Below are 23,245 nucleotides of genomic sequence, written 5' to 3'. Positions count from 1 at the left end.
CTTACTCGGCGGAGGAAGTCTCCAAGCGATCCAGGATTTCCTGGAGTTCATTTTGCGGACGATCCACGAAGATGGTGGTGCCGCCCGTGGTCTCCTGCACTGCCTTTTTGACCTCTGGTGAAAGGTACAGCTGCGCTAAGCGCTTGACCTTATCGTTGTCCTTATCTTTTTCTTGTACTGCCCAGACGTTGATGTATGGGTCGAACATGATGGTGGGATCGGCGCTGGGAGCTTCGGGGTCGTCGTAAAGCACTGCCTCAGCAGGGTTGATGCCCGCGCGTTTGAAGAAGGAATTGGTGATGATGGCAGGGGTGCCTTCGCCGTATGCCGACGGAGTCTGGGAAGCATCGACCGGGGTTACCTTGACTTTTGACTTGGCCTCGTCGATGTCGGCCGGATCCGGGGTTAGCTTGCCTTTTTCCTTCAAAGTCACCAGATCGTTGGCGGCCAGCAGGTTGATGGCGCGGCCCTGGTTGGTGGCGTCATTCGGGATGGCGACTTCCTGGCCCTCGATGCCCTTTATATCCTTGTGGCCCTTCCAAAACAGCGGCATCGGGTAGACCTGCGTGGAGGCCACCGGAGCGAGGTTGGTGCCGTTGCCCGCGTTGTATTCCGCCAGGAACTTCAGGTGCTGAAACTTGTTGGTGTCGGTGCTGCCTTCCGCCAGAGACTGGTTCGGGGTGGCGTAGTCGGTGAAGCTTTTCATCTCGATCTCGATGCCTTCCTTGGCGGCGAGATCTTTCAATACGTCCCACTCCGGAAGCTCGGCATCGGTGGTGCCGATGATGATTGGATCCTCTGCGGTGCCGGCAGCAAACTCGGAGGACTTGGAAGAACAACCCGCAAGGCCCGTGGCTGCAACAATGCTTGCCGCAGCCAGCGCAGCAATCTTTTTCAGCTGCACGGCGCTAGCTCTGCTCTGTCACGCGGTCGAGGATCTTCTTCAGCTCCTCCGGAGACTTTTGAACCGGAACGGAAGTGCCCTTGGAATCCTCTGCGACGGCGTCCTGGACGGCCTGGGAGTGCCAAATTTCGGCGACCTTCTTAATCTCCTCGTTGTTGGCGTCTTCTGCGCGAACGACGAAGGCGTTGATATAAGGCTCTGCCTCCTTGGAGTTCGGGTCATCCTGGAATACGGCGGTGGTGGGGTCGATGCCGGCGCGGTCGAGGAAGGAGTTGTTGATGATGGCTGGCTTGCCTTCGCCGTAGGCGGTGGGGGTCTGCGCGGCGTCGACAGGCACGACCTTGACCTTGGACTTTGCCTCGTCAATATCCGGCAGACCTGGGGTGATGAGGCCTTCCTTCTTCAACGTAACCAGCTTGGCCTGTACGAGGACGTTGATGGCGCGTCCCTGGTTGGTGGTGTCATTCGGGATGGCGACTTCCTGGCCCTCGATGCCGTCGAGGGAGTCGTGGCCCTGCCAGAACAATGCCAGCGGCACGATTTCGGTGGCGACGATCGGAACGAGGTCGGTGCCGTTGCCCTTGTTGAACTCCGCCAAGAACTTCAGGTGTTGGAAGTTATTGGTATCCAGTTCGCCTTGGTCAAGCGCCTGGTTCGGGGTGTTGTAGTCCGAGAAGTTCTGCACCTCGATGTCAAGGCCTTGTGCCTCGGCTTCGTCCTCGAAGGCGGACCATGCCTTCTTAGCGGCGTCGGTAGTGCCGACGACGATCTTGCCGTCGGAATCGCCAGAGGAGCAAGCAGCCAGGCTGGTGGCTGCGATGACGGCTGCGGAGGAAGCAGCGAGAACGCGGCGAATACGCATGATATGAGGTGTCCCTTCGAGTGAAATAACGTTTGTTGCAAGAAACCTAGCAATGATTGAACCGCTTTGTCTATATCGCTTTGGGTGAGACTGAAAAATTGACTAGAACATAGTTTCGATCATATCTTTTCCCCATGAGGTTCAATGGTGGGGCGGCGCTGTCTTGGTCGCGGGTGGAGCGGATTCTTTCCGGCCGTCCTGCCGCAACGCCCGTTTCGGTGGAGCACTTGGGGGAGCGGGGCGAGGGTCTCGAGCGCGGGGTCTCGGCCGTGCCTTTCGCGGAGCTGCATGCGGTTTCTTCCTATAGTTTTTTGGGCGGCGCCTCGGAGCCGGAGGAGCTGGTGGCGCGCGCGATGCAGCTGGGGCTAGAGGGGCTTGCGCTGGTGGATAAGGACGGTTTTTATGGCCTGATGAAATTTGCCGAAGCCGCCGCTAAGGCGGGGCTGCCGGCGGTGTTTGGGGCGGAGCTTTCGCTTGTCGACGGCCCTCTTGTCGTCCTCGCCCGCACCCCCGAGGGGTACCGCCGGCTATCGCGATTGATTGCCCAAGCGCGCATGGATGCAGGTGTGAAGGGCGAGGTGGCTTACCCGCCGTTGGAAGTAATTGCGGAGCGTTTGCAAGATTATTGCCTGTTCCTTCTGGACTGGCAATGGTTGGACAAAATCGATCATGTGCTCGAAAGAATAAAAATAGACAGCATAGTACTTGAATATTCCTGCACGATGTCTCCTGAGGACGCAGATCGCCACGCTGAACTGGATAAATGCAATAATCTGCGCGCCATCGCCACTGCCTTACCCGCTGCCGCCACACGGCAGGAAGCGCGCCTAGCCGCGGCAAAGCGTGCGCTTAGCCAAAGAAAATCTCTGGACCAGGCAGAACCCGATGTGCCCCCGATGGGTGCCGGCTGGCTGCGCTCAGGCGAGCAGATGGCGCAGCTCTTTCCGGAGCGGCCGGAGCTCATCGCTGAGACTGTCAAAGTATTAAAGGAGTGCAGTTTCACCTGGGATGCGCTCGCGCCGAACCTGCCTGACTTCGAGGTGCCTGAAGGCCATACCGAGATGTCTTGGCTGACGCACCTGACCTGGCAGCGAGCAGAAGAGCGCTATGCCTCGCGCCCGGCTGCGATTCGCTCGCGGGCGTGGAAGCAGATCGAGTACGAGCTAGGCGTTATCGAGCAGCTGACCTTTCCAGGGTATTTCCTCATCGTGTGTGACCTCGTGGATTTTTGCCGTCGCTCCAACATCCTGTGCCAAGGTCGCGGCTCGGCGGCGAACTCCGCGGTGTGTTTTGCCTTAGGCATCACTAACGCCGAGCCGATTTCCGCGGGGCTGCTTTTTGAGCGCTTCCTTTCGCCAGACCGTGATGGCCCACCGGACATCGATATCGACATCGAATCCGGCCGCCGCGAGGAGGTCATTCAATACGTCTATGACAAGCATGGCCGCGAGCGCGCAGCGCAGGTGGCCAACGTTATTACGTATCGCCGCAAGGGCGCTGTTCGCGATGCAGCGCGTGCCTTGGGCTTTCCCCAAGGCAGCGCCGATTCCTGGTCGAAGGGGCTTTCGGAGCCGCCGGAGGGCGTCGTTAAGCTGGCGGAGCAATTCCTCGGCCAACCGCGCCACCTGGGCATTCACTCTGGCGGCATGGTGTTGTGTGACCGTCCTATTGCGGACGTGGTGCCGATGGAATGGGCGCGGATGGAAAAGCGTTCGGTGCTGCAGTGGGATAAGGATGACTGCGCGGCGGCCGGATTGGTGAAGTTCGATCTGCTGGGCCTTGGCATGCTGGAGGCGCTGCACCACATGCAGGACTTGGTGGAGGAGACCACCGGGTACAAGGTGAATCTGTGGGAGCTCGACCTAGCGGAAAAAGAGGTCTATGACATGCTCTGCCGCGCCGATGCGGTGGGGGTATTCCAGGTGGAATCGCGCGCGCAGCTGTCCACGCTGCCGCGCTTGCGCCCGCAGAAGTTCTTCGACTTGGTGGTGGAGGTTGCGCTCATTCGTCCCGGCCCGATTCAGGGCGGTTCGGTGCATCCTTATCTGCGCCGCCGCGACGGTAAGGAGGCTGTGACCTATGACCACCCGGTGCTGGAGAAGTCTCTGGGCAAGACGCTGGGCATTCCGCTGTTTCAGGAGCAGCTGATGCAGATTGCCGTCGACGCCGCAGGCTTTTCCGGAGCGGAGGCCGATGACCTGCGGCGTGCGATGGGCTCGAAGCGCTCGCCTGCACGGATGGCCGCGCTCAAGCAGCGTTTTATGATGGGCTCGCGCAGACGAATGGCATCGAGGGCGAGGTTGCGGACAAACTGTGGAACAAGATCGTGGCCTTTGCAGCCTATGGCTTCCCAGAGTCGCACTCGCAGTCTTTTGCCTCGTTGGTCTACTTCTCGGCGTGGATGAAGTATCACTATCCGGCGCAGTTTTGCGTGGGTCTGCTGCGGGCGCAGCCGATGGGCTTTTATTCGCCGCAATCGCTCATTCAGGATGCGCGGCGGCACGGCGTGGAAGTTCTTCCGCTGGACGTGAACGCTTCGGGGTGCCAGGCGCGTGCGGTGGTCCAAGACGGCGGCGAGGTGGCGATCCGGCTGGGCCTTAACCTCATCAAGGGGTTGGGGGAGAAGGCCGCGCAGCGTATCGAGGATGCATGCGCGCAGACGCCGTTTCAAGACATCGCGGATCTGTCTAGGCGGGCGGAGCTTAGCGTGGAGCATGTGGAGGCTTTGGCCAGTGCCGGTGCGCTGGAGACCTTTGGGCTAAGCCGGCGTCAGGCGCTGTGGCAGGCGGGGGTGGCGGCCACGGAAAAGGCGGGCATGCTTGCAGGGCTTTCGGCTATTTCTGCGCCGAGCCTGCCTGGCATGAGCGCTTTCGAGCTGATGGCTTCCGACGTCGCCAGTACTGGCGTTACCCACGACAAACAGCCGATGGAGCTCGTGCGCGCCGCGCTTAACGACGCCCATGTCTGCACCGCCGCACAGCTGCGGCAGGTTCCAGACGGTACACGGGTGCGGATTGCGGGCATCGTGACGCATAGGCAGCGTCCGCAGACTGCCGCCGGCGTCATCTTTTTGGGCTTGGAGGATGAGACCGGCTTGATGAACGTGATGGTCTCACCGGGGCTGTGGCAGCTCAACAAGACCGTGGCCAGGACGTCTAAAGCGCTGGTTATTCGTGGCATCGTGCAAAATGCCACGGGCGCGGTCAATGTGGTGGCAGACAAGCTGGAGCCGCTTGCCATGGGTGAGTGGCTCTCCCGCGGCTCGCGTGATTTCCGTTAGGCCGGTGCGAGAAATCCCCCCGTATTCAGGTAAAGCCGCATAACATTCACCCCGCGCTGGCAGCGGGCCTGCTTTTCTTCCTGCTCTACCTGGCCTTTTCTAAGTAGCGAGCCTATCCCTTATGACTACGAATCCGGCGAGTACATCTCCAAGCAGGAAGCACGCGACCTAGGCCACGCGGACATCCAGGAAGTTGTCGACGGCTGGGAGCAGGATACTTAAAAAGGGGTCTAGGAAGCTACGAGTTCGGCACGATTATCGGTGTCCATGCCAAGGGCGATCGTGCCGAGCAGAGTCAGCGATGCCCCGAACATCAATACGCCGGCAAGCATGCCTAGGCAGCGCACGATTTCCGGCCATGGAACGTCTTGTCCAACTAGGTCGAGCAACGGCAGACAGAGCATCAGCACCATTAAACTGCCGAGGGCAAAATACGCGTACTTGAAGACGTTGCTGCGCGCGCGATCGATGCGGCTGCGCTGATATTCGTCTGCGAAGGCTGGGTCCATATTGTCTTTTCCGATTAGAACTTGAAGGCGCCCCAGGCAGATAACGAGCCAGGCAAGGCCGCCGACCCACAAGAACATCGCAATGACGTTGGAGAAGGGATTGACTGCTATAGCGGCGAGTGCAATGAACAGTCCGACGAAGCTGGAATAGAAGTACTTGGTGCGGATAGGCATGATTAATCCCCAGAAATTAGTTCGTCGCGGTTGAATTTGCCTGCCAGAGACTTGGCCACGGTGAATGGAACCCACAGCATTTGCAGCATGATCAGCTTGAAGAACAAGCTGGCCACGAAGATTCCGTCCATGGAATCAAGAAAGCGGGTTCCAAGAGCAATAGCGCCGCAGGCCACGAACATGAACATGGAAGAAAACAAGGCGAGCTTAAGTCCATCTTCGCGGGCCTCTATATGAAGTTGCAGCATGTACTCGTCGAGTTCGATAGTGGGTAGGTCGGCGGAGTCGATAGTCTTGCGTAGCTTGGACACGCCGAAGCCGGTTACACAGCTACCCAAGCAGGCCAGCATGAAGGACGTGAAATCGTCCCAGAACTGCAGCGGGATGGATAAGACGATGATTGCAAGCCCGACGTCGGCGAGGCGTATGAGGCGGTTGCGATTTGTGACGCGAGCTTTAGCAGCTGTGGTTGCCATGAGCAGTTAGTCCTTTCGATAGATCTCGGTGGATAGCGGCTGGAATTCGGTGCGGGAGAAGACGGCTTCGACAGGGAGGCCGAATACTTCGCAGATGCTGAATGCGAGGTCGAGGCTGGGAGAGTGATCGCCACGCTCAAGGGCGCCGATGCTTTGGGGGTTGACCCCGACGGCGTCGGCAAGCTGGGCGCGCGACATGTCCCTCTCGACTCGGAGCAACCGAACCCTATTGAAAATTGGGGAAGACGGCTTTTTCTTTGGGGACATAAACCAAAGTGTTGCATAAACCCAACACTTTGTAAAGAAATCTGAGGCTTTGTTAGCATAGGCGGCATGCGCTCCGCCCTTCCTCCAGACATGCATCCGGTCTCCCGGAAGCTGACCACAGCTCGCTATATTCACCACCTGAGCTGGTCGGCAGGCTTTGCTATCGCTTTCGCGGTTGCGGGATACTTCGCCAGCTCATTTTGGTACTGGTTCGCCGGAGCCTGGGGAGTGTGGTTCGTTTACTTGCTCTGGCTTATCCCCGCGCAGGTGGCGAATATGGGGTGGAAGGAGACTGACGATGAGCTGGTGATTACCCGCGGCAAGCTGTGGTACCGCCTGACCATTGTTCCGTTCGGCCGCATCCAGTTCGTGGACGTCTCCGCCGGCCCCATCGAGCGGTCCTTGGGGCTGAAAAGGGTGAAGATTCACACGGCGTCGACAAGCTCAGATGCGAAAATTGCAGGCCTTTTAGCCGCTGACGCCGATGCATTGCGCGAGCGCCTCGCCGTGAAGGCGCGCGAGAGGATGAGCGGACTGTGAACGGACGGCACCGGCTGGGCAAGGACCGCGCCCCAGTTGATAGGGAAGGCTATCGCCGTGTGCACCGGCTGACGCCGCTGCTGCGCTTTTGGTCGGTTATCTTCGCGTTTCTGGCCATTTGCGTGCTCAACTTCAACTTGGAGATGCTCTCCGACATCGCGGCCTACCTGCGCGGCGGGCACTGGAGTGACATTGGCCTTGGAACGCTCGCGGGGCTCGGCGGCTTCGTCGTGGTCTGCCTGGGCATTTGGTATGTCTCCGCCATCTGGTGGCGCAAGCTGGGCTATAAGCTCGGCCCCGATGAGGTGGCGCTGCGCCACGGCGTGATTTCCACGTCTTTTCGCTCCGCACGCTATGACCGCATTCAGGCTGTCGACGTGGTGGAGTCCGTCATCGCGCGGTTATTTGGTCTGGCTGCAGTGCGCGTGGAAACAGCCGGCGGCACGGCCTCTGTCATTGAGATTTCCTTTCTGCGCAGGCAAGAGGCCATGGCGTTGCGCGAGGAGCTTCTGACCCACGTGCATAGCCGTTCGGCGGTGTCGGAGGATGCCGGTTCCGAGGCGGTCGGGCAGGTAGCTCCGGCGGAAGAGCAGGGCTGGCAGCTGATTCCAGAAATCCCCGTTGGTCGCACGCTGGCGGCGGAGGCGCTGCGTTTGCCCACGCTGATTGCGGTTGTAGTCATGGCGATTTTCCTCGCTTTGCCGGATTTCCGCGCCGCCACGGTGCCCATCGTGGTGGGCTTTGTGCCCAATATTTGGAATCTCATCGATACCTCGTGGCGCTTCCAATCCCGCTACGACGGCCACGATGAGGTACTCAACATCTCCTACGGCTTGGCTGACCGCCGCCGCCAGACGATCCGGCGTTCGCGCATTCATGCGGTGCGGGTTACCCAGCCGCTGCTGTGGCGCATGTTTGGCTGGTACGAGGTGCAGGTTTCCGTGGCCGGGTACGGCGCGGTGGGCGGCGGCAAGCAGTCGGGCTCCACGCGCATCTTGCCGGTGGGCACGCGGGAGCAGGCGCTGCGCGTACTAGAGCTGGTCTCCGATCTTGATGCCGCGCAGATCGAGTATTACGCCCAGCCAGAGGGGCACACCCACCCCACCTATGTGTCGCCGCGTAAGGCCTGGTTGGCCTCGCCGGTGGATGTGCGCCAGCAGGCGGTCACGTTGGTGGGCGAGGACGTCGCCGTTGTGCATTCAGGAAGACTGTCGCGTCGGGTGATGGTCGTGGGCACTCCGCATATCCAGGAACTGACGGTCCAAGCCGGCCCGCTCAATCAGCTGCTGGGCGTGCAAAACATCCGCTTCGATCTGGTTAAGGGTCCCGTTGGAATGGCGGGAAAGCAGCTTGCGCTTGCCGACGCCGCCGAGCTTCTCACCCGCCTGCGGCAACGCCAACTGCCTTCGATGGAGCACGAGGCTACGATGCCGGCGCCGGGCGAGGCCGGCGCAGACTAAGCAAGACTGGACCGCGCTTTCGTCCGGGGTTGGCGGAGGCTGTGCCGCAGTGGGCTGCAGCAGTACAGGAACCGCATCCGCTGGTGGGGCAGGAGTTGAGCGTTTCGGCGTTTAGCTCCCCGGTGGAGAGCAGGTGTGAAATCACAAGATTGACCGTGCCGATTTTAAGGCCCGTTACGTGCGCGATTCCGGCGCGGGTGGTGGTGCCGGAGGAAATCGCGTCCTTTACCTGAGCAATGGGCGAGGTCATAGCAGCCTCAAGAGCTGGAAGGCGACCACGGCCAAGGCCCAAGCGGTAAATAGTTGCACCGCGAAACCGAAGAGTGTCCAGCGCCAGCCAATCTCCCGTTTCTGGGCAGCCAGCGTTGCCACGCACGGGGTATAGGCGAGCAGGAAGAGCATATACGCCCACACTGCAGCGTTCGTATTTCCGTCGGAGGCTGTGGCGAAGTCGGCGCGCACCTTCTCGCTTAAGGGGCTCGATGCCTGTTCTTCGGGTGCGGCGTCGGTGACGTCGTCTACTGCGTAGGTCTGCGACCACGTGGAAATCAGTGCTTCCTTGGCCACAAACCCCGTCACTAGCGGGCCCGCGAGCGACCAAGAATCAAAGCCCGCCGGGGCAAAGGCCGGAGCGATGCTGCGCGAGATAGCGCCATAAGCTGAATCCTCAGGAGCTGGCGACTTGTAGTCAGACAGGGAAACCCCATCAGCGCCTACGGGAATCGCCATGAGCAGCCAGATGACCACCACCGTGGAGACGATGATGCCGCCGGCAGTCTGCAGAAATCCCTTCAGCCTCGTCCACATCACCGACATGGCGAGGCGGAAGGTGGGAAGTTGGTACGTCGGAAGATCGATGACCAGCGGGTCCTGCGGCACAGCCCGCCACAACGTGCCGCGCAGCACCAATCCCACCAGAATAAGCAGAGCGATGGAGATGACGTACATACAAAAAACGACGCTGCCGGCATGACCCGGGAAGAAGGTCTCCGCCAGCATCACGAAGACCACCAACCGGGCAGAGCAGGAGGTAAACGGGATAAGCAGCGAGGTCATGATGCGATGCCGCGGCGAACCCAGCACGCGGGTCGCAGCAATGGCAGGAACGTTGCAGCCAAAGCCTACAACTATAGGTAAAAATGCCTTGCCTGGCAGGCCGATGGCGCGCATGAAACGGTCCGTAACCACTGCCGCGCGGGCCATATAGCCAGAATCCTCCAGCACGGCCAGGCACAAAAACATCAGCGCCATCAGGGGTGCAAAGGTGAGGACCATGCCGACGCCGCCAATAAGGCCGTCGACAAGCAAGCCCTCTACCAGCGGATGCTGAAGGCCGATTGCCTCCAGCAGGTGGCGTGCTGCGTCAGAGATGGGCCCTGAGACGAGCGCCTCCAAGCCGTCTTGCAGAGGAGCGGCCACCGTGGTGGTTATCTGAAAGACTAGCCACATCACCGCGAGGAAAAGCAACGGGCCCGCTACCGGGTGCAGCGCTATCGCATCTAGGCGCTGCGAACGCGTGACCGGCTGGGACTGCGTGTGCACCGCTGCTTTGGTGGCGGCGTCGAGATCCGCAAAGCGGGCGTCGATGCTGGCGTCTTCGCGCAGGACCTGTGGCTCCTTAGTGAGGGAAACCTGCACCGTCTCACGCAGGCGCTCCAATCCTTCCCGCCGGCGGCCATCCACACAGACCACCGGGATTCCCGTGGCCCTCGCGAGCGCATCGGCATCCACCTGTAAGCCCTGGTCTTGTGCCACGTCCAGCTTGGTCAGCGCGATGCTGAGCCGGTAGGGAAGCTCTGCGAGCTGAAACGCCAAGTTGAGCCCGCGCGCAACCGCAGTCGCGTCGACCACGACGATGACGTGATCGGGGCGCTCGGCAGGGGCGGCGTCGTAAAGCATGGTGCGCGTGAGCGCCTCATCCGGGCTGAGCGGATCCAAAGAATAGCTGCCGGGGAAGTCAATGAGATCGGCAACCTCGGCCGGGCAACACGAATGCGCAATATTCCATGCGCCGCGGCTGACCTCCACGGTCGTGCCCGGCCAGTTGCCGGTCTGCACCTTCGAACCGGTTAGCGCATTAAAAAGCGTAGACTTGCCGGAGTTCGGAGCACCCACCATGGCGATGATGGCAGCGCCCGCGGGAGCCAGCGCCCCGCCCGGATTTCCATGGCAGCTGGGCGTTACAGCACTCATCACTAAACCCCGATTGATTGCAGCGTCTGGCGGTCAATGGCGTAGCGGCAGGAGCCAACCGCGACGATGCGCGCGCCACCTGCCACATGCGCGCCGACGGTTAGGCATGCTCCCGGGCGGATGCCCAGCTCGCCCAAGCGGCGGGCCATGGCCGGATTATGCACGCAATCCAGGCATTCGGGGCGCAGGGTAACGGTAGAACCGACAGGCAGGGAGTAGGCCGAGTTGTGGGAGGTCGACTCGCCTGAGCGTACGTGCAAAGGCAACATGACTAGGCATCCTTTCAAATTCGGTTATAAAGTTACCCTAACCGAATGATGGTTTACCTAATCGTTGTGACAATTGTCCTAGACAGCGCCCTTAAACCCCAGCTGGCGCCAAGCCTCATACACGGCTGTCGACGCCGCGTTAGACAGGTTCATCGAACGGCGCGCCGGGACCATCGGGATGCGCACCTGCTCGGTGATACGTGGGTGATTAAGATGCTCTGGCGGCAAGCCGGTGGGCTCGGTGCCAAAGAGTAGGACATCGCCTTCTTGGAACTCGACGTCCGTGAACCACTTATCGGTATGCGTGCTAAAAGCAAACACGCGCGCGCCGGGCAGTGCGTCCATGCAAGCGTCGAAGTCCTTGTGGATGTGCAGGTCAGCAAGGTCGTGGTAGTCCAGGCCGGCGCGCTTTAGGTGCTTGTCATCGAAGTTGAATCCGAGCGGTTCGATGAGATGCAGGGACGCTCCAGTGACGGCGGCGGTGCGGATTGCGTTGCCGGTATTGGTGGGGATCACGGGATTATCAAAGACGATGTGCAGCTGGCTCATGGGCATAAGTCTAGGATGGAGCGCATGAGCGCAACCAAACTAGATGGCAAGTTGTACCGCGACGAGATCTTCGCGGATCTGAAAACCCGCGTCGAGGCCCTCAAGGAAAAGGGCATCCAGCCTGGCCTGGCCACCGTGCTGGTGGGCGATGACCCGGGCTCGCACTCCTACGTGAAGATGAAACACCGCGACTGCGAACAGCTGGGAATCAACTCCATCCGCAAGGACCTTCCGGCGGATATTAGCCAGGAGGAGCTGGAAAAGGTCATCGACGAGCTAAACGAAGACGACGGCTGCACCGGCTACATCGTGCAGCTGCCGCTGCCTAAGCACCTGGATGAAAACAAGATCCTGGCCAAGATTGATCCGGAAAAAGACGCCGATGGCCTGCACCCGGTCAACCTGGGCAAGCTGGTTTTGAACGAGGATGCCCCGCTGCCGTGCACCCCGAATGGTTGCATTCACCTGCTGCGTCGCTTTGGCGTGGAGCTGGATGGAGCGAAGGTCGTCGTCATCGGCCGTGGTGTGACTGTTGGCCGTCCGATCGGCTTGATGCTTACCCGCCGCAGTGAAAATTCCACCGTTACGCTCTGCCACACCGGTACCAAGGACTTGGCTGCCGAGACGCGCGCTGCCGACGTCATCATCGCAGCGGCCGGCAAGGCACATATGCTCAACGCAGACATGATCAAGGAAGGCGCCGCGGTTCTCGACGTCGGAGTTTCCCGCGTTGATGGCAAGTTGGCTGGCGACGTCGCACCAGACGTCTGGGACAAGGCCGGCTTCGTCTCGCCGAACCCGGGCGGTGTCGGCCCGCTGACCCGCGCATTCCTGGTGTCTAACATCGTGGAGCGCGCAGAAAAGTTGGCGGGCCAGCAGTAGATGGCCCCGGAGCTAAACCTCGATAACCCGCACGACGCCAACCTGCGGCCCTCCCGCCTACCCGCGTCCGTGCAGTGGGCGGCCGTGGGGCTATTTTGTGCCGCCGTTGCGCTTTCTGCGGTTTTCGCGATTTCCGAGCACTGGCGCCGCGCCACGGTAGTCCTTGGTGCAGGCCTGCTTTGGCTTTCGTTGGTGCGGCTTAGCTGTGACTCGAAAATCGTCGGCATCCTCGCGGTCCGATCGCGCCGTTTTGATGCGTGCTTTAGCGGCGTTATTGGTGCCGTGATGGTGTTTTTGTCGGTTTCAGTCGATGCGTTGGGGTCTTAGATGTAGTACTCGCTGCCGCTAAACGCCGTTTCCAACTCCAGTCCGTCAGGTGCCGAGAGCGTAAGGAAGTTACGCAAGATTCGGTCCATCTGGCGGGCTTCGGCCAAGAAAGCATCGTGGCCGACGGGGGAGACGATTTTCGCCATGGCCAGCAGGTTGCCAATGTTGCGCGAGATATGTTCCTGCTGGTGATACGGGTAGAGGATGTCCGTGTCCACGCCGACTACCATCGTGGGAACAGTCGATGTTGCTAGCGCTTTGTTGAGGCCGCCGCGGTCGCGGCCGACGTCGTGGCGGTTGAGCGCCTCCGTCAGCGTTACATAGGAGCCGGCGTCGAAGCGGCGGGCGAGTTTTTCTCCCTGATAGTCCAAGTAGGAGTTGACCGCGAAACGCTGGTTCCCCGCGCGGTAAGGCCCGAGCGGATCCTCGCCGCGTTGTGCCTGGACGCCGAAGCGCTCGTCGATTTCCTGTTCGCCGCGGTAGGTGAGGTGGGCAATCCGGCGCGCGGCGGCGAGCCCTTCGCGAGGCGTTTTGCCGCTTGCGTAGTAATCCCCGCCGTGCCAGAACGGGTCGCGCTCAATGGCAGAAATCTGTGCGGATTGAATGCCAATCTGCCAGCCCGAAGCCCGCGCTGATACCGCAATGACGCAGGCCGCGGTTATGGATTCCGGGTACAGCAGCGTCCACTCCAGTGTGCGCGCCCCGCCCATGGAGCCACCGATGATGGCATGGACCTGGGTGATTCCGAGGACTTCTAGGAATTGCCTTTCCGCTCTCACCAAATCTCGAATCGATAGCGCGGGGAAGCGCGAACCCCAGGCACGGCCGTCGTCGGGATGCGCGCTGGCGGGCCCAGTGGAACCAGCACAGCCGCCCAGCGCATTGGTGGCGATCACGCACCATTTCCGCGTATCCAAAGCCTTGCCTGGGCCCAGCAGGTCGGCCCACCAGTCGGCCACGTTGGAATCGCCGGTCACCGCATGCTCGATGAGCAGCACGTTATTCTTGCCGTGCGGGTCACCGGCGAATTTGCCCCACCGTTGATACGCGATACGCACCTCGGGAATTTCAGCGCCTGCTTCAGTACGCAGCTTGCCGACGCCGACTTCTTCGAGCTCACCTTCACAAGCCAAGTTGGGCACAGTCATGGCGACTTCTTGATTAGATGGCCGCGAAGCCGCGCTCGAGGTCAGCGATGATGTCGTTGATTGCTTCGATACCAACGGAGAGGCGAATCGTGGCTTGGGTGATGCCAGCTACTCGCAGCCCCTCCTCGTTGGATTGCGAGTGGGTGGTGGTAGCCGGATGCACCACAAGCGAGCGGGTATCACCGATGTTGGCCAGATTGGAATGCAGCTTGAGGGAATCGATGAACTTCCAGGCGGTTTCTGTGGCCGCTGCGGGTTCGCCTGACTCGGTGGCCACTTCGAAAGAAAGTACCGAACCGGTGTATTGGTAGCCGAGCCTTTCCTTGGTGGTCTTATACGGGCTCGAGTCGAGGCCGGCGTAATTGACCTTGGCCGCCTTCGGATGCGCCTCGAGGAATTCCGCAACTGCCTGGGCATTTTCGTTGTGGCGCTGCACGCGCAGCTCCAAAGTTTCCAGCCCGGTTAAGGTCAGCCAAGCGTTGAAAGGCGAGACTGCGGCGCCCGTATCGCGGAGGATGCCAGCGCGGGCGCGCAGTGCGAAAGCCGGTTCGCCGAGGTCTGCGAAGCGCAGGCCATGGTAACTTTCGTCGGGTTCGGTGAAGAACGGAAACACCGGCTTGCCGTCGCGCTGAACGGTCCAGTCAAAGGTGCCGCCGTCGACGATGACGCCACCGATGGCCGAGCCCGAGCCGGAATAGAATTTGGTGGTGGAGGCGACGACGACGTCCGCGCCGAGCTCTAACGGGCGCGCCAGTGCCGCGGTAGCGATGGTGTTGTCCACAATCAGCGGCACCTGGTTTGCATGCGCTACCTCAGCGATTGCCGGAATATCCAGCACATCTGCCACCGGGTTGCCGAAGGTCTCTCCATAAAAAGCCTTGGTATTTCCGCGCACAGCGCACTGCCATGACTGCGGATCATCGGGTTCCTCGACCAGAGTTACTTCAATGCCGAGACGGTGCAGCGTATGGGTAAAAAGGCTATTCGTTCCGCCATAGAGGCGAGGGGAGGCCACGATGTGGTCGCCCGCGCCAGCCAGCGTTTCGATGGCGGCGGTTTCTGCCGCCTGGCCAGAGGCAAAGGCGACTGCGGCTACGCCGCCTTCGAGCGCCGCTAGACGACGCTCGAGTGCGTCCACCGTGGGATTTGTCAGCCGGGTGTAGATGGGGCCGGCGTCGGCAAGCGCAAAGCGAGCGGCGGCATGCTCGGCCGAATCAAAGACGTAGGAGGTGGTTTGGTAAATCGGAATGTTGCGAGAGTTGGTGGAGCCGTCGAGATCCTGGCCTACGTGCAGGCAGCGGGTAGCGAGGGCGAGGTTTTCTAAGTTGCTGGTGTCGTATTTTGTAGCCATGAGCAAAGACTAGACCAAGCGGTTCATAATGGGCATGGATGTGGAGAAAATTTGACGTTTGCCCAGCAAGTGAAATGAATAAAAACAGACAAAGCGGTCGGCAGGTAGCCGACCGCTAGTCGCGGTGTGAGTTTAGCGCGTGTCTATTTTTGGGAGCCCGCGCGCTGATGGATGAGGTACCAGCCGCCTAGGATTCCGCCGAAGAGTAGTAAGGCAGCCGCAATGAAGACCATTGCGACCGTGACGGTTTGGTGTGGGTCGTTCAGAAAAATCATCGAAACAATCGCCGCAAGGAAGATGGTGGCAAAGAGGGTGATTAGCCAGTTGCGCTTGGTGTGCTCTGCGAAAGTCATGCTTAAAATAATACGACAAAATCCGAATTAAACAACTTTTGAGGTTGGGGTTGGTGGCGTTAACCTCTATGTACTCTGATTTTTGCAGTGCTTTGCGAATGGTGATCGAATTAACATCGTTGGGAAATCGCTTTAAAGATAAAGCAAATCGGGAGGTGTGGTCGACGTACATTATTGCGTTTTACTTGGGGAGATATAAAAATTAGCTGAAAGTCAGCAATGGGGGAATGGTCTAGCTATTGGCGGATGTCAACCTTCCGTATGACCGCCTTTGGGGAAGGTGGGCGCGCGCCCAGCTATTTAACTCTAGTTTTTCCGTCCATAATCGGTGTGGGTGCCTTCTGCCTCGGGACACCTTGGCGCGCAGTCTAAGCGTCAGCACATTGAGAAGACAGGAAAATATATGTCCACCACTACTAGCCACGAGGACCGCCGCAAGCCGGTCCTTAAGCTCAGCAGCGTGTGGGGGCAGGGCGTCGCCTTAGTCATGATCTTTGGCTTTCTAGTCATGGGTTTCTTGGCGTACCGCACTTACAACGCGTCTATGCCTCTTCCGGAAAAGATTGTTTCCGAAACCACCGGTGAGACCATCCTGACCAAGGATGAGATTCTGAACGGTCAGGCTCTCTACCAAACCCGCGGCCTGCAGCAATACGGCTCCGTCATGGGCCACGGCGCCTACTTAGGCCCTGACTACACGGCGGAATACCTCCGCATGTCTTTGGATAAGGCACGCGAGCTTAACGACGCCAACGGTTATCCCGATTTCATCTCCCCGGACGCGACTCCAGAAGAAGCAGTCCAGCAGGAGTTCCGCACCAACCGCTACGACGAAGCAACTGGTGTACTGAAGTGGACCGATAACCAAATCGCTGCTTTCGAGTCCAACAAGGACTACTACGCGAAGTACTTTGGCGAAGACTCTCATAACAAGGGACTTCCATCTGAGTTCATTACAGACAAAAAGCAGATCAACAACCTTGTTGGTTTCTTCGGTTGGACTGCATGGGCTTCTGCGGCAGAGCGCCCGGGCCACGATTACTCCTATACCAACAACTGGCCGGCTGAGCCACGCGTGGATAACGGCCCGACCGCAGACCTCGTGGTCTGGTCTGTGCTCTCGCTCATCGCGCTGATCGGCGGCACCGGCCTTATCTTCGCGATTTATGGCCGTTGGTCTAAGTCCATTGGTTGGCACGCAGAAGAGGCGCCAAACCTCGACTTCACCCAGCCGGGCGAGGTAGGTCTTACCAAGTCGCAGAAGGTCGTGGCATGGTTTGTCCTTGTCATCGCATTGCTCTTCCTCATCCAGGCGCTCCTGGGTGCAGCCTCACAGCACTACCGCACGGAGCTAACCGGCTTCTTCGGTATCCCATTGCAGGAGATCCTGCCGTATAACGTCTCGCGTACTTGGCACCTCCAGCTGTCGCTGCTATGGACTGCAGGCGGCCTGCTTGCTGCCGGTATTTTCTTGGCCTCTTTCGTGGGCAAGAAGGAACCGAAGAAGCAGCACTGGCTGGTTTGGTTCCTGCTCGGTGCCATCGCGTTTGTGGTCTTTGGCTCCATGGCCTTCGAGTGGCTGTCCACCATGGGCTACATCAAGGAAGGCACCCTGTTCTCCCAGCAGTGGGAGTTCCTTGACCTGCCGCGCTTCTTCCAGATTCTGCTCACTGTGGGCATGTTTGTCTGGATTGGCATCATCTTCCGCCAGCTGCGCGGCCGCCTGAAGTACGAACACAAGTCCAATATGCCGTGGCTGTTCTTCTACGCCGGCATCGCCATCCCTGCTTTCTATGCAGTGGGTAACCTGGCTGGCTCCGAGACCCATATCTCTGTTGCCGAGTTCTGGCGCTTCTGGGTCGTCCACCTGTGGGTGGAGGACTTCCTCGAGCTGTTTACCACCGTGATGGTGGCCTATGTCTTCGTGCTTCTCGGCGTCATCCGCGAGAAGATCGCCCTCGGCATCATCTTCTTGGACATTATTTTGTACTCCACCGGTGGCGTTTTGGGCACTATGCACCACCTGTACTTCTCCGGTACCCCGGTTGAGCACATGGCACTTGGCGCTTTCTTCTCTGCTGCCGAGGTCGTGCCGCTGACCCTGCTGACCGTTGAGGCTTGGACCTTCATGCAGCTCGGTTCCCGTCAGCGCGCCTCCGGCGAACGCCCATTCCCACACCGCTGGGCAGTTATGTTCCTGGTTGCAGTTGGCTTCTGGAACTTCTTGGGCGCCGGCATCTTCGGCTTCCTAGTCAACCTGCCGATCGTCTCTTATTACGAGATCGGTACCGCGCTGACCGCAAACCACGCACACGGCGCAATGATGGGCGTATACGGCTTCCTGGCCGTCGGCCTGTCCGTGTTCGCGCTGCGCTACCTTATCCCGAAGGAAAAGTGGTCCGACAAGGCCATGGCGTGGTCCTTCTGGCTGCAGAACATCGGTCTGCTGTGGATGGTTGTTATTTCGCTGCTCCCGTTGGGCGTTATGCAGCTCTACGAATCCGTGGCTTCCGGATACGTCGAGGCACGTTCCCTGGGCTACATCACCGAGCCTGGCAACTTCATCATGGAGTGGCTGCGCATGCCTGGCGACGTCATGTTCTTAGCCGGCATCATCCCGTTCCTATGGATGGCGCTCAAGGGCGTGCTGTTTAACAAGGAAATCCCGACCATCGAAGAGCACCCGAAGGATCCGCTGTTTAGCATCATCGCGCCTGACGACGACGATCACGCCGGCGAGGTGCCCGTCGCGGGCGCTGCCTCCAGCGTCGGCCTTGTCTCCGGCGGAAAGGGTCGTGTGGATACCCGCGACGGCGCGCACAGCACTGGACGAGTGGCAGGCCGCCGCTATGGCTACATCGACGAGCGTGGCGCCTTCGTTGAAGAGCAAGCCCCGGACTCGGGCCGCGGCGATTCTGCAGCTTCTGGCCCACAGGACCCAGAGTTCGAATCGCGCACCAAGTGGGGCGGCACCTACCGCTCCGACAAGCGGGCGGACGGTAATCCTGGCCAGAAGAAGCCAAATCAGAATAAGCCGGATCAGAAGAAGTAGGGACACATAATGCAAGCTCCAGGAATCTTTACCCTCCTGGCGGTGTGCTACGGCCTGTTTCTTCTGGTTGTAGCGTGGGGCTTTGATGCTATGGCGAAGCAAACCGCCAACCGCACCATGGCTAACCGCGCTGGCACTTTCCGCTACTTGGAGGAACACGACGCCTGGCAGTGCCCTGAGGATCAGTGGCTTTGGCCGTCGAGCTTTGACCCGGAAAACCGCGTCATGCGTTACCGCGCCAACCCCACGGTGTGCAATACCTGTCCAGTAAAGGATGCCTGCACGGTCTCCCACCATGGCAGGGAAGTCACCCGGCAGCTCGACCCATGGCCACACTCCGACTCTGGTCGTTTCCACCGCGGAATTGCCCTCGCGGTGGCCGCTATGGGCTACCTGCTCCCGCTGTCGTCCCTAATTACCAACCACTCGCTGTCCGAGGTGCTTATCACCCTTGCCACCGTCTTGGTGATTACCGGTCTTGGTGTCTATCCGTTGGCACGCCACCTGTGGAATACACCATCGAATGCGCCGCAGATCGTCGTCCCCGAAATGGACAACCGTGAAGCCGAGCTGGCCGCCCAAATCGACCGCTATGGTTCGAAGTACGGCAAGTCCAGCCGTTATCGCTCGGAACGCAAGAAGGAAGAAGCTAGCTAATGTCAGCACTCGTTTTCTGGCCGATCGTCATCGGCATCATCGTCGCGCTCATCATCGTCTTTTTGATGTACTCGCTGAAAGTTATCAAACAGTACGAGCGCGGAGTGGCCTTCCGATTCGGTCATCTGCGTCCGCTCATGGAGCCGGGCCTGCATTTCATGTGGCCGGGCATCGATAAGCTCGAGCGCGTGGACCAGCGCGTGGTGACACTTACCATCCCGCCGCAGGAAATCATCACCAAGGACAACGTCTCCGTGCGTGTGAACGCCGTGGTCATGTTCGAGGTGACGGATTCGCTCAAGGCCGTGCTGGAAGTGGAAAACTATGCCGTCGCTACGTCGCAAATCGCGCAAACGACTCTGCGTAGCCTGTTGGGCCGCGCGGATCTCGATGATCTCCTCGCACACCGCGAAGAACTCAACGAGGATCTTGCGAATATCATCAACGGCCAGACCGAGCGCTGGGGCGTAATCACCCGCATCGTGGAGATCAAGGACGTGGAAATCCCAGAAATGATGCAGCGTGCCCTTGCCCGCGAGGCAGAAGCCGAGCGTGAGCGTCGCGCCAAGGTCATCTCCGCACACGGCGAGTTGCAGTCCTCCCGCGAGCTGCGAGAAGCCGCGGAGGAGCTGGGTAAGGCTCCTGCGGCTTTGCAGCTTCGTTACCTGCAGACGGTGCTGGAGTTAGGCGCAGACCAGAACTCCACCATCGTCTTCCCACTGCCGATGGACATCATGGGTGGCTTCATGGATAACCTCGGCACCTTCTCGAAGGGATTTAAGGATTTCAACGAGAACTTCTCGCAGCTAGCCGGCGCTAAAAAGGCTGAGGATAAGTAACGTCCTAGGCAGCCGCAGTAAACCGTTAGCGCAGCAACTAAAGGGTCACGTTCTATGCGTGGCCCTTTCGGCTTTTCCTGCACGCGGCTCAGTGCCGCCAGGCATGCTCGTAGGCAGGTTGGCTGCGCACGCGCATGAGTGCGCAATCAGTGCGAGATCCTACCCATTAAAGAGATGCGGCTTCTGCGACCGCAGCGAGTGCTAGCGCCAATTCCAAGTCGCTGAGGTGGCCAAAGCCCAATACGACTCCGTTCGGTGCTTCCTCTCCGCCCCAGTAATCAGCTAGTGCAGTAAGTCCGATTCCCTGTTCCGCTGCCCGTGTGACCACCGCTGCCGCTGGGCGTTCGCAGAGCAACACAGCGTGCAGACCACCGCGAATCGGCAGCAGCTCGACGCCAGGTAGCGTGCGGAAGGTGGCGGTGACTAGGTCACGGCGGCGTCGGTAAGCGCGGCGCATTTTGCCGGTGTGGCGGCGCAGCGCACCGCTGGCCATAAACCCCGCCAACGCATCTTGGGTAATAGAGCTCACGGGCTGCCCAAAAAGCTGACGCTGCTGCACAAGCGGCTCGCGCAGGTGCTCCGGGACGACGAGATATCCACAAGCGATGGTCGGGGAGATCACCGAGCTAAACGTGCCCAACAGCGCCGTGTGCTCGGGCTCGAGGGCAGTCAGCGCGGGCAAAGGTTGGCCTACGTAGCGCAGTTCGGAGTCGAAATCGTCCTCAATGATGAGTACCCCCGTCTCCCGTGCCCACCGCACCAGCTCCGTTCGACGAGCAGCCGAGAGGGAATCGCCGTACGGATATTGATGGCTCGGAGTGACGATGAGCGCATCTAGGTCCGTTAGCGGAACACGCACACCCTCTGAATCGGTAGGTACTTCCACGAGGGTATGGCCTAAAGCCTCCGGTACCTTGCGCAGACTGGGATAACCCGGCGATTCCACGCCAATACGCAGCTGCTTAGCGACGCCCCGCAATAACAACGCAAGCCCCTCACGCGCACCGGCGGTGACGAGGATGCGATCCGGATCTACCGCAAGGCCGCGCATGTGGCGGAGGTGGTGACCGATTTCTTGGGTTAGAAGGGGAGCGTTGGCAAGCGCGGCGGCGTTGCGCCAGGCAGCACGCCATTCGGGGGTGATGAGGCTCGTTGTATCGGGTAGGCCGGGGGTTAGCTCCACCCGGTTGAGGGGCGGTGGGGTGTGCGATTTCGGGGCGGTCGCGGGGGCTTTGGTGGGGTGGAGGCGAGGATTGATGCGGGTTCCGGAGCCGGTGCTTGCGATGAGGTAGCCCTCGGCGATGAGTTGATCGAAAGCGGTTACCACAGTTCCGCGCGAGACGCCTAGCTGCGCCGATAAGGTGCGGGTTGAATCTATCTGCTCGCCTGGCAGCAGTGCGCCAGTGGCAACCATCTCGCGGATGGCTGCCGCAATCTGCACTGGCAGCGTCCGCGAATCGTCCGGGTCGAGGCCTAAATTCATATCCTCATCTTAAAGTGGTCTAATCCAAATGGCCTAGATTGGACCTTGTTGTGGACCACTTTATGCGGTTCGATGATCCGCATGGCTGAAAACAAGACTGAGAACAAGACTGAGAACAAGACTGAAAATAAGACGGAAAATACTTCCAAGATTGCAACCACCCGCGTCAAGCGCGGCCTTGCGGATATGCTCAAGGGCGGCGTCATCATGGATGTCGTTACCCCGGAGCAGGCAAAGATCGCCGAAGATGCTGGTGCTGCAGCCGTCATGGCCTTGGAGCGTGTGCCAGCGGATATCCGCGCGCAGGGCGGCGTCGCTCGTATGTCGGACCCAGACCTTATTGAGGGAATCGTTGATGCGGTTTCCATCCCGGTGATGGCAAAGTCTCGTATTGGCCACTTCGTTGAGGCGCAGATCCTGGCCGAGCTCGGTGTGGACTTTATTGACGAGTCCGAGGTTCTATCTCCGGCCGATTACGTCAACCACATCAACAAGTGGGACTTCGACGTGCCTTTCGTCTGCGGTGCTACCAACCTGGGCGAAGCGCTGCGCCGTATCACTGAGGGTGCTGCGATGATTCGTTCCAAAGGCGAAGCCGGTACCGGCGACGTCTCCGAGGCAGTAAAGCACCTGCGTACCATTCGTGGCGAGATTGCCCGCCTACAGCACCTGGATCGCGATGAGCTTTATGTCGCAGCCAAGGAGCTGCAGGCTCCGTACGACCTTGTCGCAGAGGTGGCAGAGACCGGTAAGCTGCCGGTCGTGCTCTTCGTTGCCGGTGGTGTCGCAACGCCTGCCGACGCCGCACTCGTCCGTCAGATGGGCGCCGAGGGCGTCTTCGTCGGCTCCGGTATCTTCAAGTCTGGCAATCCGGCTGCTCGCGCGGAGGCCATCGTTAAAGCGGCCACGCTGTATGACCAGCCAGCTGAGCTGGCGAAGATTTCCCGCGGTCTCGGCGAGGCGATGGTAGGCATCAACGTGGCTGACGTTCCGGCTCCGCACCGTTTGGCTGAACGTGGCTGGTAAGACAGATACGGCGGAAAAGGCGGATAATGCGGCGAAGCCTGGCAAAGCGCTGACGATTGGCGTGCTGGCCTTGCAAGGCGGCGTCGAGGAGCACGTGGCGATTCTGGAATCTCTCGGCGCACACGTAACCCGCGTGCGCTTGCCCCGGGAATTGGATGGCCTTGATGGCATCGTGCTTCCAGGCGGCGAGTCTTCCACCATCGACCGCCTTGCCCGCGCCTTCGAGCTCGCGCAGCCGCTTCGCGACGCCATCCGTGCCGGCCTACCCGTCCTCGCCACCTGCGCCGGACTGATTTACTTGGCCCGTGAACTGGAGAATCCGGCGCCTGGGCAACAGAGTCTCGGTGTACTTGACGTCGTCGTGCGCCGCAATGGATTCGGGAACCAGCGCTTCTCTGAAGAGCGCACTGTGCCCGTGCGCTTGGATGAGGAGGAGCTGGCTGTGGAGGCGTCTTTCATCCGCGCGCCTATCGTTACCTCGCATGGCACAGGGGTGGAAGTAATTGCCACCGTTCCTGAGAGTGACGGAACTCCAGTTGTCGTGGGAGTACGGGAAGACAACGTCATCGCTTTGAGCTTCCATCCAGAAGAAAATGGCGATGACCGCATCCACGCGCGATGGTTGGCAGGCTTAAGCGTGTAGC

22 protein-coding genes and 1 pseudogene are annotated in these 23,245 nt (G+C 60.0%); 10 read left to right on the top strand and 13 right to left on the bottom strand.

What is annotated here, in order from left to right:
• Position 1: 1 nt before the first annotated feature.
• Complete coding sequence (locus tag HMPREF2692_RS05435; RefSeq protein WP_070823053.1) at positions 2–904, bottom strand: MetQ/NlpA family ABC transporter substrate-binding protein; 903 nt, start codon at positions 902–904, stop codon at positions 2–4.
• A 4-nt stretch (positions 905–908) separates the two neighbouring features.
• On the bottom strand, positions 909–1,766 hold the full coding sequence (locus HMPREF2692_RS05430; RefSeq protein ID WP_070432687.1) for a MetQ/NlpA family ABC transporter substrate-binding protein: 858 nt from the start codon (positions 1,764–1,766) through the stop codon (positions 909–911).
• A 134-nt stretch (positions 1,767–1,900) separates the two neighbouring features.
• Between HMPREF2692_RS05430 and HMPREF2692_RS05425 the strand changes: the two are divergent.
• Positions 1,901–5,046 (top strand): annotated as a pseudogene (locus tag HMPREF2692_RS05425) (error-prone DNA polymerase).
• A gap of 230 nt (positions 5,047–5,276) precedes the next feature.
• On the opposite strand, the gene HMPREF2692_RS05420 reads toward HMPREF2692_RS05425, so the two are convergent.
• Genes HMPREF2692_RS05420 through HMPREF2692_RS05410 form a run of 3 tightly spaced genes read right to left on the bottom strand, consistent with a single transcriptional unit; the run spans position 5,277 to position 6,472 of the window.
• The gene (locus HMPREF2692_RS05420) at positions 5,277–5,729 is read right to left on the bottom strand and encodes a hypothetical protein (RefSeq protein ID WP_070823050.1); all 453 of its coding nucleotides are present in this window, start codon (positions 5,727–5,729) and stop codon (positions 5,277–5,279) included.
• 2 nt (positions 5,730–5,731) lie between these two features.
• A complete protein-coding gene (locus tag HMPREF2692_RS05415; RefSeq protein WP_061920670.1) occupies positions 5,732–6,205 on the bottom strand; it encodes a hypothetical protein in 474 nt (157 codons plus the stop codon).
• A gap of 6 nt (positions 6,206–6,211) precedes the next feature.
• Positions 6,212–6,472 carry a helix-turn-helix transcriptional regulator gene (locus tag HMPREF2692_RS05410; RefSeq protein ID WP_061920672.1) on the bottom strand — a complete coding sequence of 87 codons (261 nt, stop codon included), beginning with the start codon at positions 6,470–6,472 and terminating at the stop codon, positions 6,212–6,214.
• A gap of 90 nt (positions 6,473–6,562) precedes the next feature.
• On the opposite strand from HMPREF2692_RS05410, the gene HMPREF2692_RS05405 reads away from it, so the two are divergent.
• Together HMPREF2692_RS05405 and HMPREF2692_RS05400 are read left to right on the top strand one after the other, a co-directional pair.
• Positions 6,563–7,012, top strand: coding sequence for a PH domain-containing protein (locus tag HMPREF2692_RS05405; protein WP_070432689.1), 450 nt, complete (start codon positions 6,563–6,565; stop codon positions 7,010–7,012).
• Complete coding sequence (locus tag HMPREF2692_RS05400) at positions 7,009–8,472, top strand: PH domain-containing protein (RefSeq protein WP_082787632.1); 1,464 nt, start codon at positions 7,009–7,011, stop codon at positions 8,470–8,472. Before HMPREF2692_RS05405 ends, HMPREF2692_RS05400 begins: the two co-directional genes overlap by 4 nt.
• Here HMPREF2692_RS05400 and HMPREF2692_RS05395 read toward each other — a convergent pair.
• From HMPREF2692_RS05395 to HMPREF2692_RS05380, 4 genes are all read right to left on the bottom strand, one after another.
• The gene (locus HMPREF2692_RS05395) at positions 8,435–8,722 is read right to left on the bottom strand and encodes a hypothetical protein (protein WP_062035793.1); all 288 of its coding nucleotides are present in this window, start codon (positions 8,720–8,722) and stop codon (positions 8,435–8,437) included. The genes HMPREF2692_RS05400 and HMPREF2692_RS05395 overlap by 38 nt on opposite strands.
• Complete coding sequence (feoB, locus tag HMPREF2692_RS05390) at positions 8,719–10,665, bottom strand: ferrous iron transport protein B (RefSeq protein ID WP_061920675.1); 1,947 nt, start codon at positions 10,663–10,665, stop codon at positions 8,719–8,721. The genes HMPREF2692_RS05395 and feoB overlap by 4 nt, the downstream gene beginning before the upstream one ends.
• Before the next feature lie 2 nt (positions 10,666–10,667).
• Positions 10,668–10,934, bottom strand: coding sequence for a FeoA family protein (locus HMPREF2692_RS05385; RefSeq protein ID WP_061920677.1), 267 nt, complete (start codon positions 10,932–10,934; stop codon positions 10,668–10,670).
• Positions 10,935–11,012: 78 nt separating this feature from the next.
• A complete protein-coding gene (locus HMPREF2692_RS05380) occupies positions 11,013–11,483 on the bottom strand; it encodes a tRNA (cytidine(34)-2'-O)-methyltransferase (RefSeq protein WP_061920678.1) in 471 nt (156 codons plus the stop codon).
• 24 nt (positions 11,484–11,507) lie between these two features.
• On the opposite strand from HMPREF2692_RS05380, the gene HMPREF2692_RS05375 reads away from it, so the two are divergent.
• Positions 11,508–12,365, top strand: a complete 858-nt coding sequence (locus tag HMPREF2692_RS05375; protein ID WP_061920681.1) for a bifunctional methylenetetrahydrofolate dehydrogenase/methenyltetrahydrofolate cyclohydrolase — start codon at positions 11,508–11,510, stop codon at positions 12,363–12,365.
• Entirely contained in the window at positions 12,366–12,692 is a 327-nt protein-coding gene (locus HMPREF2692_RS05370) for a DUF3017 domain-containing protein (protein ID WP_061920683.1), read from the top strand.
• On the opposite strand, the gene HMPREF2692_RS05365 is transcribed toward HMPREF2692_RS05370, so the two are convergent.
• The 3 genes from HMPREF2692_RS05365 to HMPREF2692_RS05355 form a co-directional block, all read right to left on the bottom strand.
• Complete coding sequence (locus HMPREF2692_RS05365) at positions 12,689–13,840, bottom strand: homoserine O-acetyltransferase MetX (protein ID WP_062035792.1); 1,152 nt, start codon at positions 13,838–13,840, stop codon at positions 12,689–12,691. The two genes, HMPREF2692_RS05370 and HMPREF2692_RS05365, sit on opposite strands and share 4 nt — an antisense overlap.
• A gap of 13 nt (positions 13,841–13,853) precedes the next feature.
• Complete coding sequence (locus tag HMPREF2692_RS05360) at positions 13,854–15,191, bottom strand: O-acetylhomoserine/O-acetylserine sulfhydrylase (protein ID WP_061920687.1); 1,338 nt, start codon at positions 15,189–15,191, stop codon at positions 13,854–13,856.
• A gap of 143 nt (positions 15,192–15,334) precedes the next feature.
• Complete coding sequence (locus HMPREF2692_RS05355) at positions 15,335–15,544, bottom strand: hypothetical protein (RefSeq protein ID WP_061920689.1); 210 nt, start codon at positions 15,542–15,544, stop codon at positions 15,335–15,337.
• Between the two features lie 403 nt (positions 15,545–15,947).
• On the opposite strand from HMPREF2692_RS05355, the gene HMPREF2692_RS05350 reads away from it, so the two are divergent.
• Genes HMPREF2692_RS05350 through HMPREF2692_RS05340 form a run of 3 tightly spaced genes read left to right on the top strand, consistent with a single transcriptional unit; the run spans position 15,948 to position 20,092 of the window.
• A complete protein-coding gene (locus tag HMPREF2692_RS05350; protein WP_070823046.1) occupies positions 15,948–18,596 on the top strand; it encodes a nitric-oxide reductase large subunit in 2,649 nt (882 codons plus the stop codon).
• Between the two features lie 9 nt (positions 18,597–18,605).
• A complete protein-coding gene (locus HMPREF2692_RS05345; RefSeq protein WP_061920693.1) occupies positions 18,606–19,253 on the top strand; it encodes a hypothetical protein in 648 nt (215 codons plus the stop codon).
• A complete protein-coding gene (locus HMPREF2692_RS05340) occupies positions 19,253–20,092 on the top strand; it encodes an SPFH domain-containing protein (protein WP_061920695.1) in 840 nt (279 codons plus the stop codon). Before HMPREF2692_RS05345 ends, HMPREF2692_RS05340 begins: the two co-directional genes overlap by 1 nt.
• Positions 20,093–20,258: 166 nt before the next feature.
• Here the strand turns inward: HMPREF2692_RS05340 and HMPREF2692_RS05335 are convergent, their stop codons facing one another.
• Complete coding sequence (locus tag HMPREF2692_RS05335) at positions 20,259–21,575, bottom strand: MocR-like pyridoxine biosynthesis transcription factor PdxR (protein ID WP_070432693.1); 1,317 nt, start codon at positions 21,573–21,575, stop codon at positions 20,259–20,261.
• A gap of 81 nt (positions 21,576–21,656) precedes the next feature.
• Between HMPREF2692_RS05335 and pdxS the strand changes: the two genes are divergently transcribed.
• The gene (gene pdxS, locus HMPREF2692_RS05330) at positions 21,657–22,601 is read left to right on the top strand and encodes a pyridoxal 5'-phosphate synthase lyase subunit PdxS (protein ID WP_256381212.1); all 945 of its coding nucleotides are present in this window, start codon (positions 21,657–21,659) and stop codon (positions 22,599–22,601) included.
• A gap of 49 nt (positions 22,602–22,650) precedes the next feature.
• The gene (gene pdxT, locus HMPREF2692_RS05325) at positions 22,651–23,244 is read left to right on the top strand and encodes a pyridoxal 5'-phosphate synthase glutaminase subunit PdxT (RefSeq protein WP_070432702.1); all 594 of its coding nucleotides are present in this window, start codon (positions 22,651–22,653) and stop codon (positions 23,242–23,244) included.
• Position 23,245: the final 1 nt, after the last annotated feature.

The sequence above is a fragment of the Corynebacterium sp. HMSC036D03 genome (assembly GCF_001836185.1).
GTDB classification, from domain to species: Bacteria; Actinomycetota; Actinomycetes; order Mycobacteriales; family Mycobacteriaceae; genus Corynebacterium; species Corynebacterium simulans.
The sequence above is the reverse complement of the archived record's forward strand: the minus strand, read 5'-3'. Positions and strand labels throughout refer to the sequence as shown.

What these genes read in the sequence shown, in the direction of transcription:
- HMPREF2692_RS05420 (WP_070823050.1), bottom strand. Translation starts at nt 5,729, where the DNA reads ATGCCTATCCGCACCAAGTACTTCTATTCCAGCTTCGTCGGACTGTTC.
- HMPREF2692_RS05365 (WP_062035792.1), bottom strand. Translation starts at nt 13,840, where the DNA reads ATGACTGTGCCCAACTTGGCTTGTGAAGGTGAGCTCGAAGAAGTCGGC.
- HMPREF2692_RS05410 (WP_061920672.1), bottom strand. Translation starts at nt 6,472, where the DNA reads ATGTCCCCAAAGAAAAAGCCGTCTTCCCCAATTTTCAATAGGGTTCGG.
- HMPREF2692_RS05415 (WP_061920670.1), bottom strand. Translation starts at nt 6,205, where the DNA reads ATGGCAACCACAGCTGCTAAAGCTCGCGTCACAAATCGCAACCGCCTC.
- HMPREF2692_RS05375 (WP_061920681.1), top strand. Translation starts at nt 11,508, where the DNA reads ATGAGCGCAACCAAACTAGATGGCAAGTTGTACCGCGACGAGATCTTC.
- HMPREF2692_RS05350 (WP_070823046.1), top strand. Translation starts at nt 15,948, where the DNA reads ATGTCCACCACTACTAGCCACGAGGACCGCCGCAAGCCGGTCCTTAAG.
- HMPREF2692_RS05405 (WP_070432689.1), top strand. Translation starts at nt 6,563, where the DNA reads ATGCATCCGGTCTCCCGGAAGCTGACCACAGCTCGCTATATTCACCAC.
- HMPREF2692_RS05380 (WP_061920678.1), bottom strand. Translation starts at nt 11,483, where the DNA reads ATGAGCCAGCTGCACATCGTCTTTGATAATCCCGTGATCCCCACCAAT.
- HMPREF2692_RS05395 (WP_062035793.1), bottom strand. Translation starts at nt 8,722, where the DNA reads ATGACCTCGCCCATTGCTCAGGTAAAGGACGCGATTTCCTCCGGCACC.
- HMPREF2692_RS05335 (WP_070432693.1), bottom strand. Translation starts at nt 21,575, where the DNA reads ATGAATTTAGGCCTCGACCCGGACGATTCGCGGACGCTGCCAGTGCAG.
- pdxS (WP_256381212.1), top strand. Translation starts at nt 21,657, where the DNA reads ATGGCTGAAAACAAGACTGAGAACAAGACTGAGAACAAGACTGAAAAT.
- HMPREF2692_RS05430 (WP_070432687.1), bottom strand. Translation starts at nt 1,766, where the DNA reads ATGCGTATTCGCCGCGTTCTCGCTGCTTCCTCCGCAGCCGTCATCGCA.
- HMPREF2692_RS05340 (WP_061920695.1), top strand. Translation starts at nt 19,253, where the DNA reads ATGTCAGCACTCGTTTTCTGGCCGATCGTCATCGGCATCATCGTCGCG.
- HMPREF2692_RS05345 (WP_061920693.1), top strand. Translation starts at nt 18,606, where the DNA reads ATGCAAGCTCCAGGAATCTTTACCCTCCTGGCGGTGTGCTACGGCCTG.
- HMPREF2692_RS05360 (WP_061920687.1), bottom strand. Translation starts at nt 15,191, where the DNA reads ATGGCTACAAAATACGACACCAGCAACTTAGAAAACCTCGCCCTCGCT.
- HMPREF2692_RS05370 (WP_061920683.1), top strand. Translation starts at nt 12,366, where the DNA reads ATGGCCCCGGAGCTAAACCTCGATAACCCGCACGACGCCAACCTGCGG.
- feoB (WP_061920675.1), bottom strand. Translation starts at nt 10,665, where the DNA reads ATGAGTGCTGTAACGCCCAGCTGCCATGGAAATCCGGGCGGGGCGCTG.
- HMPREF2692_RS05355 (WP_061920689.1), bottom strand. Translation starts at nt 15,544, where the DNA reads ATGACTTTCGCAGAGCACACCAAGCGCAACTGGCTAATCACCCTCTTT.
- HMPREF2692_RS05385 (WP_061920677.1), bottom strand. Translation starts at nt 10,934, where the DNA reads ATGTTGCCTTTGCACGTACGCTCAGGCGAGTCGACCTCCCACAACTCG.